Origin of the sequence: Paenibacillus sp. oral taxon 786 str. D14 (assembly GCF_000159955.1) — a bacterium.
In the GTDB taxonomy this organism is placed as follows: domain Bacteria; phylum Bacillota; class Bacilli; order Paenibacillales; family Paenibacillaceae; genus Fontibacillus; species Fontibacillus phoenicis.
The window spans coordinates 34,431-50,804 of sequence record NZ_GG695975.1; the positions used below are offsets into that span (position 1 = coordinate 34,431).

Below are 16,374 nucleotides of genomic sequence, written 5' to 3' on the forward strand. Positions count from 1 at the left end.
CACATTAAGAAAAAACAGGAACAGCGCAAGTCTGAATTCAGTAAGTAGTGCGAGTAAGGCAGATAAACCTGTTATTCCTCCCACTACGATGCCATGAGGCATAAGGAAAAACACTAGGCTCACAGAAGCAAGTGATGCACCAGTAATAATTCCGGTAACGCGGATCAAATTTGAAACAGGGGGCCTTGAACTGCTACTGGATTTTCTGAGTAAATGAACTCTTACTTGATATTTCATATCGCCCTCCTGGCTCGGTAGAGGCTGCATTTACAGCATGTACATTAATTATTATAACAGGTATTAGTTCTGACATCGAGGAGTTATATTTCAGGTGGAACCAGATCTCAAACAAAGTTTGCTTGGCTGGATTAGCAATTTCTTTTGTTCTATGGTTGTATGTGTTTTGATTTTCTTATATATTCCCTTGAAGAAAAAGGAGATACTCGCTGGACTTGAATGTGAAACGGACGATTTGGATCTTCCTGAATCATGAAATTCGAATGTGAATCAGAAACTCTGGACTCCAGTTCTCTGCCTGCTGCCAAGACAATGAGAAATATACTGCAGCAAACGAACAATTTCCTTAACACGGAATCACTCCTTTCGATAATTAAGTGATTCCCTATAAGGATTGAAGATATACGAACTCTTGATTACAGACCTTTACAATGTAATGGAAAGCCGTTATATTATTTAATACAGGAAATTTGTAAAATTGAATTATGGATTGAACCGGAGGAGCCTGCCAATTGGGCTCCTTTTGTCTATTTTAAGGGATACTGGAGGTATGATCATGGAGTAATTGGAAGGCGAAATATGGAAACACTAAAGAAATCTGGAACATCTGTGAGGACTGGAGGGTATTCGTTTGTCGCTACTTCATGCTGTTATCATGGCGCCATTTTTAATTGCCGCATTCATCCCGTTGTTGCGCAAGAAAAATATGAGCCGCATCCATCCCGGATGGTTTGTTCTATGGCTGCCGGTTTTGTTATTTTTGTACTTTCTTTCGCACATTCCCGCCGTAAACGAAGTGAAATCTTATTCTGCCGCGATGCTTTGGATGCCGTCGCTCGATGTCGATTTTTCGTTCTATCTGGACGGTCTGGCTCTGCTGTTCGCTTTGTTGATTACAGGCATGGGTGCGCTGGTCGTGTTGTATTCCATTTATTATATGGACAAAGATAAAGAAGCGGTTCATCGCTTTTACGTCTTCTTGTTCCTGTTCATGGGAGCCATGCTCGGCGTAGTCATCTCCGACAATCTGATGGTCTTGTACGGCTTTTGGGAGTTAACCAGCATTTCTTCGTTTCTGTTGATCTCTTTCTGGCATATGAGAGAAGAGGCGCGTTACGGGGCGTTAAAATCGATGCTGATCACCGTATTCGGGGGGCTGGCCATGTTGACCGGCTTCCTTATGCTTTACGTGATGACGGGAACCTTTAGTATTCGAGGAATCATTGTGCAGCATGGGGTGGTTTTTGACCATCCGTTATTTGTTCCTGCTCTCGTCCTCGTACTGCTCGGTGCATTCACAAAGTCGGCGCAATTCCCCTTCCACATCTGGCTACCGGATGCTATGGAAGCACCGACCCCGGTCAGTGCCTACTTGCATTCAGCCACGATGGTCAAGGCAGGGATTTATTTGGTTGCTCGGTTAACGCCTGTTTTTGGGGCGAACGGCACATGGTTTTGGCTGTTGTCTGCTGTGGGCTTGTTCACGATGATTTTCGCCTCGTTTCGAGCGATTAAACAGCATGATCTAAAAGGGATGCTTGCTTTTTCTACCATAAGTCAATTGGGGCTCATCATGTCTTTGCTGGGCGTTGGCTCAGCGGGCGGTGCGGTAGCCGGCAACAGCATGCTATATACCGCCGCTACGACCGCCGCTATTTTTCACATCATTAACCACGCGATCTTTAAGGGCTCATTGTTTATGGTTGTTGGGATTGTGGATCACGAGACGGGTACCCGCGATATACGCAGGCTCGGAGGCTTGATGTCGCTGATGCCGATTACGTTTACGATCGCAGTAATCGGCGCATTTTCCATGGCAGGTATTCCGCCGTTTAATGGATTTTTGAGCAAGGAAATGTTCTTCACCGGAATGTTGAACGTTTGGAGTTTGGATATCTGGAATGTTCAAACTTTCCGCATCCTGTTCCCGATCATTGCTTGGATCGGAAGCGTATTTACGTTCGGGTACAGCATGGTGCTCGTGTTCAAGACGTTTACGGGAAAATTCAAACCGGACCAGCTTGAGAAAAAACCGCATGAAGCCCCGCTAGGCATGCTGATTTCTCCCGTGATCCTGGTTGCATTGGCGGTCACGATTGGTTTATACCCTAACTTTCTTTCGCACACCTTAATCGCTCCTGCAGTCGCTGCGGTGCATCCAGGACTGCTTGCAGCCGGTGAGCATTTTGAGGTTCACATCAGCATGTGGCACGGTTGGACCCCGGAAGTGTTTATGACCCTCGGTGTCATCGTAGCTGGCGTACTGCTTTATGTCGGATATGGAAAGTTCCGTTCAATCAGAGAGACTTGGGAGCGTTCGTTTACGTTAAATCGGGTTTATGACCTGGGATTAAGCGGAATGGAACGATCGTCGCGCCGATTGACAGACCGTTACATGAACGGTTCGGTCCGGCGTTATCTGATGTATATCTTTGTATTCCTCATTGCCTCTCTTGGGGGGACGATGATTGCAACGCAGAGCTTTTCGCTGAATATGGAGAATTACTCTTCGGTAACCCTGTATGAGATGGTTATCGTGGCCGTACTGGCGATTTCCGCCTTGTCCGTGCCGTTTGCTTCTGCGCGAATTCCCGCAATCATCATGACGGGCGCCGTTGGTTATATGGTGACGTTGCTATTTGTCATTTTCCGGGCCCCCGATTTGGCGTTAACTCAAATGATCGTCGAGACCGTATCCGTAACGTTGTTTTTGCTCTGTTTCTATCACTTGCCCAAACTGAAGAAGGAGAAAAACAGCCAGAGATTTCAACTGACTCGGCTTATGATTTCACTGGGGGTTGGTGTCATGATGACGCTGATCGCTCTTAGTGCGGGGGGCGTCAAGCCATTTGCATCGATCGCAGATTATTTCCTGGATAATAGTTATGAATTGGGCGGCGGTAATAATGTGGTTAACGTGATTCTCGTGGATTTCCGCGGGTTTGATACAATGCTGGAGATTACTGTATTAGGAATTGCAGCACTGTCTATCTTTTCAATGATCCGTCTTAGTCTTGCATCTGACCACCTGGGAGTTAAGCTTTCGTATGGGAAGCTTGAACCAAGGCCAGTCCGCAAAAGAAATGACGTGATTTTTAAAACAACTTCCAGAGTAACTGTTTTTCTTATCTTGATCTACTCCCTATTTTTGTTTCTGGCCGGACACAACAATCCCGGCGGCGGGTTTATAGGCGGACTGATGACGGCGTCGTCACTGGTATTGCTGGCACTCGCTTTTGGGAAGGGGACAATGGGCAATATTGTTACGGTTGATTTTCGCAAAATGATCGCTGTAGGGCTGCTAATCGCCTATCTTACAGGCCTGGGTTCACTTTTGTTTAATGTGCCATTCTTGACTCACGCCTTTAATCACTTCCATTTGCCGATTCTGGGCGATGTTGAATTGGCAACGGCTGTCTTGTTCGACCTTGGTGTCTATTTGACGGTAGTGGGCGTAACCATGACGATCATATTATCGATAGGAGGGGACAAAAAGTCATGGAATTAATCATGTCTTTGGCCGTAGGCATTTTGTTTATGGTCGGGGTGTATCTCATCCTATCCAAAAACCTGCTTCGAATCATCCTGGGGACGTCTTTGCTAACGCATGGCGTTCATCTGCTTCTGCTTACGATGGCTCGGTTGAAAAACGGAGCGGCTCCACTTCTCGGGGAGAACGCTTCATCTTATGTTGATCCTGTTCCTCAGGCACTCATTTTAACATCGATCGTCATTAGCTTTGGAGTTACTTCGTTTTTTCTCGTTTTGGCTTATAAGGTCTATCAGAAGCTGGGGACAGATGATATGGAGGAGCTAAGGGGGGAAGAGGATGAATAATCTGCTTGTGTTTCCGCTGATCATTCCTTTGCTCACCGCGGTGGCGTTGATTTTTGGCCATAACCGGATCATGCTTCAGCGTTGGATAAGTTTGGTCGGTTCGCTGATCCATCTCGTGGTATCCTGTTTGATCGTGCGCCAAGTACATCATGATGGGATTCAAACCCTGTATATGGGGGGGTGGCTTCCACCCTACGGGATTATATTTGTAGCGGACATGTTCGCTGCTCTGCTGGTGCTGTCCACTTCTGTTGTCAGCTTGGCCTGTTTGTTATATGCCTTTCGGACGATCGGCCAGGATCGGGAGCGCTACTATTTCTATCCCTTCTTTCAGTTCTTGATCGTGGGCGTTTGCGGGTCGTTTCTGACTGGGGATTTGTTCAATCTGTTTGTTTGTTTTGAAGTGATGCTTATCGCCTCCTATGCTCTGATTGTACTCGGTGGGACCAAACGCCAACTGCGGGAAACCCTAAAGTATATTTTGATTAACATCGTCTCTTCAGCGCTGTTCGTCGCTGCCGTAGCTTACTTGTACTCCGTAACGGGGACGCTGAATATGGCTCACCTGTCCGTACGAATTGCGGAGCTTGAGCAAGCTGGGATCTTGACGGTGATTGCCGTTATGTTATTGACTGTGTTCGCGCTGAAGGCAGGTCTGCTGCTGTTCTTTTGGCTTCCCGGTTCGTATAGTGCGCCTCCTGCCGCGGTTAGAGCGGTTTTCGCCGCTTTGCTTACCAAAGTAGGGTTATATGCCATCGTAAGGACGGTAACGCTCCTCTTCCCCTATCAACCGGACCTTATACGTGACGGGATCGGCTTGATGGCGATGGCGACGATGGTTCTCGGCGGAATCGGCGCGGTTGCTTACACCAATATTCACAAGATCATTAACTATAACGTGATCCTGGGTATCGGTTTTATCGGCTTTGGGATCGCCGTCGGAAATCATGCCTCGATGGATGGGGTGATCTTTTACCTGCTGCACGATATGTTGGCCAAAGCGCTATTGTTCCTGCTTGGCGGTATGCTGATCAAAGCGGCCGGGACGGAGGATTTAAGGGAAATGGGCGGTCTGATCAAGCGTTATCCATTGCTCGGATGGTTGTTCTTCATTGTGACGCTGGCACTCGTCGGAGTACCGCCACTCAGCGGTTTTCCGGGAAAAATGCTGATGCTCCGCGGAGGCCTGGAATCCGGAAATGTTCTGTTGACCGCAGTAGCGGTCCTTTCAAGCCTGTTGGTTTTATATTCCTTAATTCGAGTGTTTATCGGGGCTTTTTTGGGGGAAGAAAAGCGCAGCGAAATCGGCGAGGAGAGTTTTAAAGGTTTATTGGCTATTACCTTCGGCTTGCTTGTGCTGCTCGTCGGGATGGGACTGGGTGCCGAAGAGATCTATGCCTTCGTATCGCAAGCAGGTCGTATCCTCGTAACTCCTGAATTATATGTAGAAGCCGTATTAAAGAGGTGAGCCTTATCACCCCGACCGATATTTTGAACGAGGAGTAGATGGTATGTTTATGCAAATATTGCTGAACCTTCTAATTGCCGTCATCTGGATGTTCTTGAATAGCAGCTGGTCCGCTTCAGGATTTTTGATCGGTTTTGTGATCGGACTGGTACTCATCGGCCTGTTTAGAAGGATTTGGCCTAACGACTTTTATTTGAAAAAGGTTTGGGCAATTCTGAAGCTATTGATGTTGTTTAACAAGGAATTGGTTGTTTCCAGCATTACGGTGATTCGGCAAATCGTACGTCCGAGGTTGAACATACAACCGGGTATCTTCGCTTACTCAACCGAGTTAAGAAGTGACTGGGAGCTTACGTTGTTGTCCTGCCTGATTACGCTGACTCCGGGGACGCTCACGCTTGAGGTCTTGTCGGATGGGAACACGAACACATTATATATTCATGCCATGGATGTAGCAGATGCGGAGCTCCTGGTTAATCAGATCCGCGGCTCGTTTGAACGGGCGATTATGGAGGTGACGCGCAAGTGATGTCGACTTTTCTGTATCTGGCTTTGGGTATCCTGTCCTTGTCCATTTTCGGTTGCTTGTTTCGGTTGCTTAAGGGGCCGTCGCTGCCTGATCGGATTATGAGTCTGGATTCCATCGGAATTAATATGCTGGCGATGATCGCTGTTTTTTCCATGTTCCAGCAAACGAAAGCTTATATCGATATCATTTTGCTAATTGGCATTCTTACATTTATCGGTACGGCCTCATTGGCTAGATTTATCGAAAGGGGGATCGTGTTCGAAGATGGAGATCACGAAAACAGGTGAAGTTTTGATTGGGATTATCGTGCTACTCGGTGCGCTTCTTAGTGCACTTAGCACCTTTGGACTTCTGCGTCTTCCTGACACTTACTTACGCTCGCATGCGGCCACGAAAAGCACGACGCTGGGTATATTGTTTATTCTGGGTGCCGCCTTCTTTTACTTCTTGATTTATTTGGATTATGCCGATGCAAGCGCCAAGCTGCTTCTTGGCATTGTGTTTGTGTTTGTTACTGCTCCTGTTGCCGGGCATTTGAACGGCAGGGCTGCTTATCGCAGCGGAGTCCCCTTATGGGAGCAAAGCGTTCGGGACGACCTGAAGAAGGAGTTCGACCGCCAAAGCTCAGCCCCAAAGTGAAAGGAACTGGCATCGGTACTTACCGGTGCCAGTTTTTAATTGGTTCAATTGTTTACGATATGGAGGCTGCGAGTTGCGCCTCCTCCAGGCTGAGCGTATCCTCGACTTAGGTCTAGGGTGAAAAACCGTCCCCAGTCCGTTTTGGATAACCCGTAATCATCCTAGAATAGAGACATAAGGTTGATCAAATGAGAGGCGGTGAAATATTCAATGAGAACCAATCGACCGAATGTATTTGCTATTGTACTGATTGCCCTTGGCGCACTGATTCTGCTGGGCAAGTTAACTCCTTTCCTAGGCAGCCTGTTCGGACTGGTGATTGCGATTGTCATGATCGGTCTCGGCTATTACGGGATTCGACGGGGGAACGCCTTCTTCGGATGGCTGGTGTTGATTTTCGGGGTCATTTCCTTGATCTCCAAGCTGGCCTGGCTGATCGTTCCGCTCTTAGGTATTGGATTAATCGTTTACGGTATCTCTTCCTTAAGAGGCAAACGGAGTTACTGATTGATTAAATACATGCAGATGAACTTGAATGTGAACCGAAAGGTTAGGAGGGAAGGATGTCATGAGTGTATTTCGTCGAGTACGAGATATTACGGTAGCTACTCTAAATGAGAAGTTGGAACAATCGCAGGATCCGGTTCGCTTGATCGACCAATTTCTGATAGAAACGCGGCAGGAAATTGCGGAAGCCGAGAAGCTTCATTATCAATACAGCGGACATGCGAAGCAATTGAAGCAGCAGGTCGATCAAGCCAAGGTCATGCGCGACAAACGTGAGGAACAAGCGCTGCTTGCTTTGAAAGCAGGCGAGGAGCACTTGGCGAAGCTGGCCCTGCAGGAGAAGATGCTGTACGAGGAAAAGGTTGAGCAATACACCGAGCTGTACACGCAAAGCATGGAATCGCTGCAGGAGCTTGAAGCTCAACTCAACGAATTGAAGACCGAATATCAAGTCGTATATAACAAACGGCAGTACTACTACGCAAGAATGGAGACGCTTCGTTTACAGCAGCGGATGAACCAGCGGATGAACGGTTACGGGATGCAGGATGTGCCGAAGATGTTCCATCGCTTGGAGGACCGGGTATCCGATATGGAATGGGAAGCCCGCAGCCTGCGCGAATTGCGGAGAGCGGGTTCGGATTTCTTGAACCAAGCCGGCTCCGCCGTTCAATCAACTCTGGAACAGGAGCTCTCCCGCTTGAAGCAGAAGCTAAATAACCAGCGAGAGGAGTAAGAATCGATGGGAAGACCCTTGTACCGATCCAGACGGGATCGCTGGATCAGCGGTTTGATCGGAGGGCTCGGAGAATATTTCGGAATTCACGTCGGCGTGCTCCGGTTGGTCGCTTTTCTTAGCATATTTTTTACCGGCGGGACAACGATCTTTATCTACTTCATCGCTACCTTGGTGATCTCCAAGGAGCCATATCAGCCCCACGATCCGTACTATCATGGCGGATGGCCGGGCAGCGGCCCGCATCCGGGTTACGGCGGTAAACGCCGGGACTTCTACGAGGATCAACGCTTTGGTCCCCGTCCACCGTACGGTAATCCAACCGGCAATACTTACGGAACCCAGCCGCCGCAATACGGCCCAGGTGCTTCGGGAGCCGGCTTTCAGTCCGCCCCGGGTGCATCCAGTCTGGATTCCATGATGGAAGATATTGAGAAGAAAGCCTTGAAAAAAGAATTGGAAGAGCTGCGCAAGAAGCTCTCCGAATACGAGAAGGGAGAAGTGTAGACGATGGGAGTATTCAAGAGAATTAAAGATATTACGAAAGCGTCTGTAAACGATTTGTTGGATAAGGTGGAAGACCCGATTGTCATGCTGAACCAATACCTGCGCGATATGGAGGCTGAAATTCGCGACGCCGAAGTAACGGTGGCGAAGCAAATGGCCAACGAGCGCCGGATGAAGCAACGTCTGGACGAAGCGATCCGCATCTCTGCACAGCGGGAGGCTCAAGCTGAGCTTGCACTCCGCAATGGGCAGGAGGAAGTTGCCCGCAAAATGCTGGAGGAGAAAATCCATTACGACCAAAAGCAAACGGAATTCGCCGAGCTGCACGCGCAAGCTGAAGCTCATGCTGCCGAACTCAAACAGCAGCTGCACGATATGAAAGACGAGTTCTATAAACTGCGCAACAAACGGAACGAGCTGGTGAGCCGCGCGCAAATGGCGAAAGCTAGAAAGCAAATGTCGCAAATCAGCACGCTGCATACGATCGAAAGCGGCAACGCTTCGCTCGGATTCCACCGGATGGAAGAGAAGATCATGCAACTGGAAGCGGAAGCCGAAGTCGCCGGCATGGTTTATCGCGGAACATCGCCTTCCACTTACATCAGCCCGGCAGATGCCGAGAAGCAGCTGAAAGTGGATGCGCAGCTTGAAGCGCTGAAAGCAAAATTGAACCCGTCCGCAGCTCGCGAAGAAGACAAGGAATAACTACACGTCCGCTGGACATTGTGATATTCTAAATACTGGTGAAGCCATACGGTATGGGAGGCCATGCCGTTATGGCTTTTTACGACTCTATGAACCTGCAGGGAGGTGCGGCACATGGATACACGGAAAAGGTTCTTAGCCATCGGCTTAATCGCATTTGGCTTACTGTTGATTTTCGGGAAGTGGCTGAGTTTCTTTACCATTGTCGCCCTCTTTTTGCTTGGGTTCGGCATATATAAAATCCGGCAAGGGGAACAGGTCAAGACCGGCTATATCTTGATGGCGGTCGGCAGCGGACTCATCCTGCTGGACCATTTTATGCTGATCCTGGCGATTCTGATGATCTCGCTGGGGTACTACTACGCGAAAGTTCGCAAAACCCAACCGCAAGGCAATTACGTGCAGAAGCAAAACATCACCTCCAGCATCCGCTGGGACCGCGATCCGTGGAACTTGCGGAACACAAGCATGTGGCATGTGCTTGGCGAGCTTGACATCGATTTATCGCTGGCGATGATGGAAGGTGGGCATAACGTCCTCATGTTTCAAGGGATTGTCGGGGACGTGGATTTAGTGATTCCGGAGGATTACGGCGTGGAGATCGAAGCGTTTGTCCTGTTCGGACAAATCGATTTCAGCCACGACAAAGAGACGGGCATGCTCAATCGGTTATATTGGAAGTCGCCGAACTACGAGGTCCGTGACCAAAAAGTGAAAATCATCATTTCCTATCTTGTAGGAGATGTCGATATACGATTACTTTAGACAGGAGGAACGTCCCGCATGAAATCGAAAAAGCCGAGCAACATGGTCTCCCGCAGCATGCGCGGAGGGATTCTCCTGTCTGTTATTACGATGGCAGCCACCATTTATGTGATGTATACATACGGGTATTTTCAACCCCAACCGTCCTGGAGGACGGTCATCCAAGCCGGCATGACGCTGCTGTCGCTGCTTCTCATCATCGGCGCAGCTTTCGGCTTCTTTCTGGGGTATCGTCCCAAACGACAGATCGACGGTTTACGTGAAGCCTTGCTGCAATGGGAGAAAGGCAATCAAACCGGGAGCGTTCCCAAGCTCGGCGAAGACGAACTGGGCCGACTGGCAGAGCAGCTGGAGCGGATCGGCAAACGCTGGGAGGAGCAGGTGTCCTCGCTGCAGCGGTTATCCACGCACAACGCCCAGTTGGCCGAGCAAGCCCGGGTATCGGCGATCGTGGAGGAGCGGCAGAGGCTGGCCCGCGAATTGCATGACGCCGTATCCCAGCAGCTGTTTGCCATCTCGATGACGGCTACGGCTGTGGGACGTACGCTGGAGAAGGATTTCGACAAAGCGCAGCGCCAGGTCGAGCTCATTGAGGAGATGGCTTCGGTGGCACAGTCCGAAATGCGCGCGCTGCTGTTGCATTTGCGTCCGGTCTATCTTGAAGGCAAGGAATTGTCGCAGGGCTTAAGCGATTTGGTTAAAGAGCTGAAGACGAAGGTGCCGATGGATTTAACCTTGGAAATCGACGAGGATTTGAATTTAGGCAAAGGAATTGAAAACCATCTGTTCCGTATCATTCAGGAAGCGATGTCCAATACGCTGCGCCACGCCAAGGCGGACAAGATGGAGATACGAATTCACCACCGAGGCGAGGCGGTCAAGGTGACGCTGCGCGACAACGGGATCGGCTTCGAGTTGGATGACAAGAAGCAAGCATCCTATGGCTTGTCAACGATGCAGGAACGCATTCACGAGATCGGCGGATCGATTCAGTTTATCACTGCGCCCGGCAAAGGGACGCGCATTGAGATATCCGTTCCACTAATTCATGAAGAAAGTGGGGATGAAGGCAGTCATGGAGATGGAAGACAAGGAGATTAAAGTACTGCTTGTGGATGATCATGAGATGGTCAGAATTGGTCTGGCGGCGGTGCTGGGCACGGAAGAAGGAATCGAGGTCGTTGGCGAGGCCAGCAGCGGCGAGGAAGGAATTCGCCTGGCGCAGGAGTACCGGCCCGATGTTGTGCTGATGGACTTGGTGATGGAAGGCATGGACGGCATCGAAGCGACTCGTCAGCTGCTTGCGTTGCATCCGGACTGTAAAGTCATCGTGCTCACCAGCTATCTTGATGATGAGAAGATGTATCCCGTGATTGAAGCCGGGGCGTTCAGCTATTTGCTGAAAACGTCGCGCGCTTTCGAGATCGCTGAGGCGATTCGCGCAGCAGCCCGCGGCCAATCGGTATTGGAGTCGCAGGTCGCTTCCAAGATGATGAACCGGTTCCGCCAACCAAAGGTGGAGGCTCCGGCTCACGAAGAGCTGACCGAGCGCGAAATGGACGTTCTGCGTTTGCTGGCTCAAGGGAAATCGAATCAGGATATCGCCGACGAGCTGATCATCGGGATCAAAACGGTGAAATTCCATGTCACCAATATTTTAGCGAAGCTTGGCGTAGAGGACCGCACGCAGGCGGCTATTTACGCATACAAAAACGGGTTGGCGGAGTGAATTTCTGCCAAACCGTTTTCTTAAGATATCAGAAAGTATAAACTTCGGGGCATTGGCATCCTGATATCGCAAGAAAAAACTTCCGCTAAACGCGGTCTGTCTACTTTGAATGTACGTCGATAGACGTTTTTCTTATTAGTTCAACAAGTTATAGGCTGAGGAGTGAACGAGGGTCACCTCGGCCTGGACCTGATCCAATTCCATGATGGAAATCAGGGACTTTCCTTGGGAACGGAGCTGCTTCCACCGCGCCTGGTCATAGCGGTAGAGCTTCTCTTCCAGATTGTATAGGTCGATATGGCGAGCCTTCGCAATGTCGAAGGAACGCCTGATTTCGCGTTCGATGGTCTCTTCGGCCAAGGCACGGAGCCGGGCGGCGGCAATCCCGCCTCCCGCCCCTACCTCCGTGATATAGGCTTTGGCGCGCACGTTCAAATTGATCCGAATGGGGTCACTACCCGCGCCGATTTGTACGTCCGGATCGCGATGCGCGATATTGATCGTCACCGGGGATCCATCCTCTAAGGATAAAGGCAACGGAAAGCTGATCATTCTGTGGAATGCCACGTATCTCGCCCCCTGAAGCATTGCCGGGTCAACTTGTCCACGGTTGCGGCCTTGTGCGATGGCATATGCGCCGACGAGCTTGATTTGAGGAATAGGTTTGCCCTCCCCCTTCCAAACCTCGTCAGTCCAGCTGATCAGAGGTAACAGCCTCGTCACCGCAGGCTCCTTCACCCCGTCCATCAGCTTGATGAGCCGAATGGGCTCGACGAAAGAATAGAGTTTAAATAATTCTTCGGGTTCAAGCAGCCCCGAATTCAGCACCGACTCATTCAGAAGGGAGATGCTCGCAAACACATCGGGAATTTGCTTGTCGGTGCCAAACACCCAAGGCGTGTACCGAAGATCACGGGTTTGGATCAAGCCGTTGACGGCTTCCGGCAAATGCTTGTCCAGCAGCGCTTTGGAGAAGATGATCGTTCGGACATGCGTCCAGGACGTCCGTTGCTGCGAGGCGGGGTAGAGCGAAATCAAAGCCTCGTCGATCGTCTTCCCCTCGCCTTTTCCGATCCAAACCTTCCCGTTTCCGGTTTCAACCGCCCCCTCTTGTTTAGCAATCTCTGCAAAATCCAGCAACTGGGCATAAATGATGAAACGGCCATCCGCATAATCGACACCCAATGCGGTGATAAAATTGATATTTTGCGCCTCTTTCATATCCCAACAGCCCGTCAGCAGCAGGATCAGCGCAAGGAAAGCCCGGATCGCTCTCAAGGCTTGTCCCTCCTTGCCGTTTGATCCAGCGGATGCAGAATGCGGGGCCGCCTCTTCACGGATTTCGACGGCTTCTTCAGGACCGCTTCGGCAAAGTCGCTTTTGACGAACGGGGAAAATGGCGATAGATAAGGCACGCCATAGGACTCTAATGAGGCAAGGTAAAGGATTAGACCGATAAAACCGATCAGGAACCCGAACATCCCAAAGATGGAGGACAACAGCAAAATCACGATGCGAAGTTGGGCTGTCGTACCGCTTAACGTCTGATTCTCTAAGGTCGAACTGGCGACGATGGCGATCGCCACGGCGACGATGATGGTCGGCGAGGTGATCCCGGCGCGGATGGCGGCATCTCCGATAATCAGGCCGCCTACGACCGTTATCGTTTGTCCCATGGCATGGGGTAATCTTTTGCCTGCCTCGTTAAAGATCTCGAACAGAAACAGCATGACGAAGGTTTCAAACGGGACCGGAAACGGCAAGCCATGCCTCGATTTGCTGATGGTTGCCAGCAGCGGGACGGGGATTTGCTCCAGATTAAAACTGGTTAACGCGACATAGAAGCCCGGGAGAAACAGCCCGACGGTCAGTCCGATGAGTCTGAGCACTTTTTGCACGGACACGATGTAATAAGGGGTGTTGGCATCCTCTGGAGAAATCAGCAGATTCATCAAGGTCACAGGAGCAACGATGGCGATCGGATTCTCATCGGCCAACACGGCAAATCGGCCCGCCAGCAGGGCATCGACAACGTAGTCCGGTCTCCCCGAGTAATCGGTCAGCGGGAATAAGGCTCGTTTATGCGCTCCCTTCACGACGGATTCGATATACGAGGTGCCGATAATTGCATCGGTGTCAATCTCGTACAATCGCTTTCGAGCCTCTGCGAGAATGTCCGGGTTAATAACATCTTGAATATAAAAAAGCGCAATGCGCGTTTCCCCCCGCGTCCCTTTGATGATCTCTTCCACCCCCAGGGAAGCGGTCCGCAGCCGTTTTCGAATCAACCCGATGTTGGTCGTCAGGTTTTCAGTAAAGCCGTCACGGGCTCCCTTGACGGCCGATTCCGTACTGGCTTCTTCGGGGGAACGGCCTGGCGGGTTCGAAATATCGCAACTGAAGAAAGTCTGGTTGTATTCAAAATAAAGGACCAGCTTGCCGGAGTAGACTTGAAGAGTAAGACGATGCAGCAAGTCCGGCCCTTCGATCCGGTTTAACGGCAAATAGGGATTGGCTCCGAACGCCTCGATTCCGATATTGGCCTGTTCCCGACACAGTTCAGCAAGCCGCGGATAGACCACCTCGCTCAACTGTTTCAAATCCGTCATCGGCTCACAATAGATTAAGGTGATCGAACGCCCCGGCTCCATCCCGGCAGCAAACGGGCGAAGCTTGACGTCGGAGGAAGTCTGGAAATATTGGATCAGGAAACGTCACCTTCATCCACATTACGGTATCATATAAACTGAACCACGCCGTAGCGAAGAAGAACGCTGTCATCGCCCATTGAAACCCAAAAGCAGGAATTCGGCCCAGCCGATGGCGAATCCATTCGGGAAGAGGTTGGGTTCCAATCCGGGACGAAGTGTAACGAATGAGGCAGACCACAAGTGCAAATGGCACGGCGGACAGTAGCACGGAAAACCAGGCATCCCGTTTGGCGATTTGCAGCAAGGCCGGGATGATGAAGACATGGTTTATGAGTCCGAGGGCCAACATCAACGTCATGATAGCCTGAAAATTCGTAGCTTTCGGCGAGCGGATTATAAGCTTCCCCATCCTGATAGGTTTTGGCTCTATACATTGAGTTATTATTCGCAGAGGAGGCGCGTGACATGCAAAACCGCAAGTTATGGAGTATTGGGTTGTTGATCCTCGTTTGCGCGATGCTGCTGGTCGGCCTGCAACGGATCCAAGCGACTGAGCAAGAAGCGGCCGTTCCAGATTCACTGAAAGACGCGGAGCAGCAGTTGGACGCGCTGGTTGCGATAGGCAGGGCCGTAACGTCGGATCCGTTTCGGATGACACTGAAATGGCAAGGTGAATGGAACTCGCTGCTTTCCGCAGAGGAAGCGGCCGGGGTGTTAGCCAGCCGGTTGGGGCTGTCGAATCCGGAGGCGGGGACTGTTCAAGGGCGGACGGTTTATGAGTCCCAAGGTCAGATCGAGGGGATTCGCGCCGAGCTGGAGCTGATCACACTGGAAGAGGGCAAGAATTATGCGATGCTTCGCTTGGAGGCCGCCGGCGGGGATCCGGCGATATGGGAGCAACTTCAGGAAGCCCAACGGATGGCTGGGGAATCGCTGGCAGATGAAGGCGTCGATACGCGATGGAATGCAGCAATACAGGGGATGGCCTGGCCCGCATCCGTTACAGATGAGGGGACGGACTCCGGTGAACCCGTGCTCGTCGCGACGCTTGACCGCTTGGAATCGCAAATTGAGCGATCCGCCAAACTGAAGTTGAAGCAAGTCGAAGCGTTTGGGGACGAAGGGACGGCCAGCCGCACGTATCGGGTGGATCCCTTGCCGATCACCGTCCTCAGCGGCGATCATCACGTGGCATTGCAGATGGCTGTCCATCGCAACAGCGGCACCGGGATGGATGAGATTACGATCGGTACGCCGCTGCTAACCGTAGAATATTAGAGATCGTGAAGGAGGCAACGGGGACTCGTGCAACATCTGCTGCTGCATCAGCAAAGCTGCTCGGAAATCTTCGTCTATGAAACGGACGAATTATACGGCGAGCGCGGGGCGTTTCGCGTCCTGCAATTCGCCAGCAAGGCGGTGCAAGGCGCAATGGATATGAACCGGCCCGAACGGATCATACTGGAATATCCACGGGCGATGTTGTATTTGCTTCAGCGCCATGTTCCCGATCCCGGACGGGTGTTCATCATCGGCCATGGAACGGGAACGATCGCCAGCCATTTGAGCAGGAGCGACGTTATTGTGGCGGAGATTGATCCGGTGGTGGCGGAAATTAGCCGCAACTTTTTCGGCTATACGGGTGATTCGGTGCGCATCGGTGACGGGCGTTCTTTGCTTGAAGAAGAGAAGCCGAATTCCTTCGACGGAATTATCGTGGATGCGTTCTCCGAACAGGGTACGCCGGGCCATTTAACGTCGCTTGTTTTTTTTTAGTTGGCGGCAGAAAGACTGGATCGGGAAGGGATCCTGCTTCTGAATCTATTTGGCCGAGGGGCAGAAGACGCATGGATTGCCGCGCTCACTGCCACGTTGCGGGAAGTGATGGAGTATGTCCGGGTGTTTTCGCTGCCGGCAGGTCAGCCTCATGAACCGCGGAATATGCTGATCGCGGGCAGCCGCAAACCGATTCAGTATCAAGCCCACGGCATGGCCGGGTTTGTTGAGGTCGAGCCTCCAGCGGGGTATATCATTTATGACCCCATATCTATAGATAGATGATGG

Annotated in this window: 20 protein-coding genes; 16 read left to right on the forward strand and 4 right to left on the reverse strand. The window is 50.9% G+C overall.

Translation table 11 applies throughout. The annotated features are described in order from the left end of the window. The coding region (locus POTG_RS10025; RefSeq protein ID WP_036644961.1) for a YitT family protein at window positions 1-237 on the reverse strand (237 nt) is incomplete at its 3' end. Window positions 238-868: 631 nt separating this feature from the next. Here POTG_RS10025 and POTG_RS10030 point away from each other — a divergent pair. The 13 genes from POTG_RS10030 (at window position 869) to POTG_RS10090 (ending at window position 11,659) form a co-directional block, all read left to right on the forward strand. After that, window positions 869-3,745 (forward strand): Na+/H+ antiporter subunit A, encoded by a 2,877-nt coding sequence (locus POTG_RS10030; RefSeq protein WP_009224707.1) that lies wholly within the window; start codon window positions 869-871, stop codon window positions 3,743-3,745. Beyond that, window positions 3,736-4,074: a Na(+)/H(+) antiporter subunit C gene (locus POTG_RS10035; protein WP_009224708.1), complete on the forward strand. Its 339-nt coding sequence runs from the start codon at window positions 3,736-3,738 to the stop codon at window positions 4,072-4,074. The genes POTG_RS10030 and POTG_RS10035 overlap by 10 nt, the downstream gene beginning before the upstream one ends. Next, on the forward strand, window positions 4,067-5,542 hold the full coding sequence (locus POTG_RS10040) for a Na+/H+ antiporter subunit D (protein ID WP_009224709.1): 1,476 nt from the start codon (window positions 4,067-4,069) through the stop codon (window positions 5,540-5,542). Before POTG_RS10035 ends, POTG_RS10040 begins: the two co-directional genes overlap by 8 nt. Window positions 5,543-5,585: 43 nt before the next feature. Then, complete coding sequence (locus POTG_RS10045) at window positions 5,586-6,071, forward strand: Na+/H+ antiporter subunit E (protein ID WP_009224710.1); 486 nt, start codon at window positions 5,586-5,588, stop codon at window positions 6,069-6,071. Next, a complete protein-coding gene (locus tag POTG_RS10050) occupies window positions 6,068-6,358 on the forward strand; it encodes a Na(+)/H(+) antiporter subunit F1 (RefSeq protein WP_009224711.1) in 291 nt (96 codons plus the stop codon). The genes POTG_RS10045 and POTG_RS10050 overlap by 4 nt, the downstream gene beginning before the upstream one ends. After that, complete coding sequence (gene mnhG / locus POTG_RS10055) at window positions 6,336-6,710, forward strand: monovalent cation/H(+) antiporter subunit G (protein WP_009224712.1); 375 nt, start codon at window positions 6,336-6,338, stop codon at window positions 6,708-6,710. The genes POTG_RS10050 and mnhG overlap by 23 nt, the downstream gene beginning before the upstream one ends. Before the next feature lie 210 nt (window positions 6,711-6,920). Then, the gene (locus POTG_RS10060) at window positions 6,921-7,217 is read left to right on the forward strand and encodes a hypothetical protein (RefSeq protein WP_036644963.1); all 297 of its coding nucleotides are present in this window, start codon (window positions 6,921-6,923) and stop codon (window positions 7,215-7,217) included. A 61-nt stretch (window positions 7,218-7,278) separates the two neighbouring features. Continuing rightward, window positions 7,279-7,953 carry a PspA/IM30 family protein gene (locus POTG_RS10065; protein WP_009224714.1) on the forward strand — a complete coding sequence of 225 codons (675 nt, stop codon included), beginning with the start codon at window positions 7,279-7,281 and terminating at the stop codon, window positions 7,951-7,953. Between the two features lie 6 nt (window positions 7,954-7,959). Continuing rightward, complete coding sequence (locus tag POTG_RS10070) at window positions 7,960-8,460, forward strand: PspC domain-containing protein (RefSeq protein ID WP_009224715.1); 501 nt, start codon at window positions 7,960-7,962, stop codon at window positions 8,458-8,460. Window positions 8,461-8,463: 3 nt separating this feature from the next. Beyond that, on the forward strand, window positions 8,464-9,165 hold the full coding sequence (locus POTG_RS10075; RefSeq protein WP_009224716.1) for a PspA/IM30 family protein: 702 nt from the start codon (window positions 8,464-8,466) through the stop codon (window positions 9,163-9,165). A gap of 114 nt (window positions 9,166-9,279) precedes the next feature. Then, window positions 9,280-9,930 (forward strand): cell wall-active antibiotics response protein LiaF, encoded by a 651-nt coding sequence (gene liaF, locus POTG_RS10080; protein ID WP_009224717.1) that lies wholly within the window; start codon window positions 9,280-9,282, stop codon window positions 9,928-9,930. A gap of 18 nt (window positions 9,931-9,948) precedes the next feature. Further along, a complete protein-coding gene (locus POTG_RS10085) occupies window positions 9,949-11,031 on the forward strand; it encodes a sensor histidine kinase (RefSeq protein WP_009224718.1) in 1,083 nt (360 codons plus the stop codon). Continuing rightward, window positions 11,006-11,659 (forward strand): response regulator transcription factor, encoded by a 654-nt coding sequence (locus POTG_RS10090; RefSeq protein WP_036644965.1) that lies wholly within the window; start codon window positions 11,006-11,008, stop codon window positions 11,657-11,659. The genes POTG_RS10085 and POTG_RS10090 overlap by 26 nt, the downstream gene beginning before the upstream one ends. Window positions 11,660-11,794: 135 nt before the next feature. On the opposite strand, the gene POTG_RS10095 is transcribed toward POTG_RS10090, so the two are convergent. Genes POTG_RS10095 through POTG_RS10105 form a run of 3 tightly spaced genes read right to left on the reverse strand, consistent with a single transcriptional unit; the run spans window position 11,795 to window position 14,668 of the window. Next, complete coding sequence (locus POTG_RS10095) at window positions 11,795-12,937, reverse strand: Ger(x)C family spore germination protein (RefSeq protein ID WP_009224720.1); 1,143 nt, start codon at window positions 12,935-12,937, stop codon at window positions 11,795-11,797. Next, window positions 12,934-14,310: a spore germination protein gene (locus POTG_RS10100; protein ID WP_232282272.1), complete on the reverse strand. Its 1,377-nt coding sequence runs from the start codon at window positions 14,308-14,310 to the stop codon at window positions 12,934-12,936. Before POTG_RS10100 ends, POTG_RS10095 begins: the two co-directional genes overlap by 4 nt. Further along, complete coding sequence (locus POTG_RS10105) at window positions 14,273-14,668, reverse strand: hypothetical protein (protein ID WP_198136185.1); 396 nt, start codon at window positions 14,666-14,668, stop codon at window positions 14,273-14,275. Before POTG_RS10105 ends, POTG_RS10100 begins: the two co-directional genes overlap by 38 nt. A 107-nt stretch (window positions 14,669-14,775) precedes the next feature. Here POTG_RS10105 and POTG_RS10110 point away from each other — a divergent pair, with 107 nt between their 5' ends. From POTG_RS10110 to POTG_RS24780, 3 genes are read left to right on the forward strand one after another with little or no spacing between them, the layout of a single operon-like run. After that, window positions 14,776-15,588, forward strand: a complete 813-nt coding sequence (locus tag POTG_RS10110) for a hypothetical protein (RefSeq protein WP_009224722.1) — start codon at window positions 14,776-14,778, stop codon at window positions 15,586-15,588. Between the two features lie 27 nt (window positions 15,589-15,615). Further along, complete coding sequence (locus tag POTG_RS24775; protein ID WP_009224723.1) at window positions 15,616-16,086, forward strand: spermidine synthase; 471 nt, start codon at window positions 15,616-15,618, stop codon at window positions 16,084-16,086. Next, window positions 16,087-16,371 (forward strand): hypothetical protein, encoded by a 285-nt coding sequence (locus POTG_RS24780; protein WP_232282273.1) that lies wholly within the window; start codon window positions 16,087-16,089, stop codon window positions 16,369-16,371. Window positions 16,372-16,374: the final 3 nt, after the last annotated feature.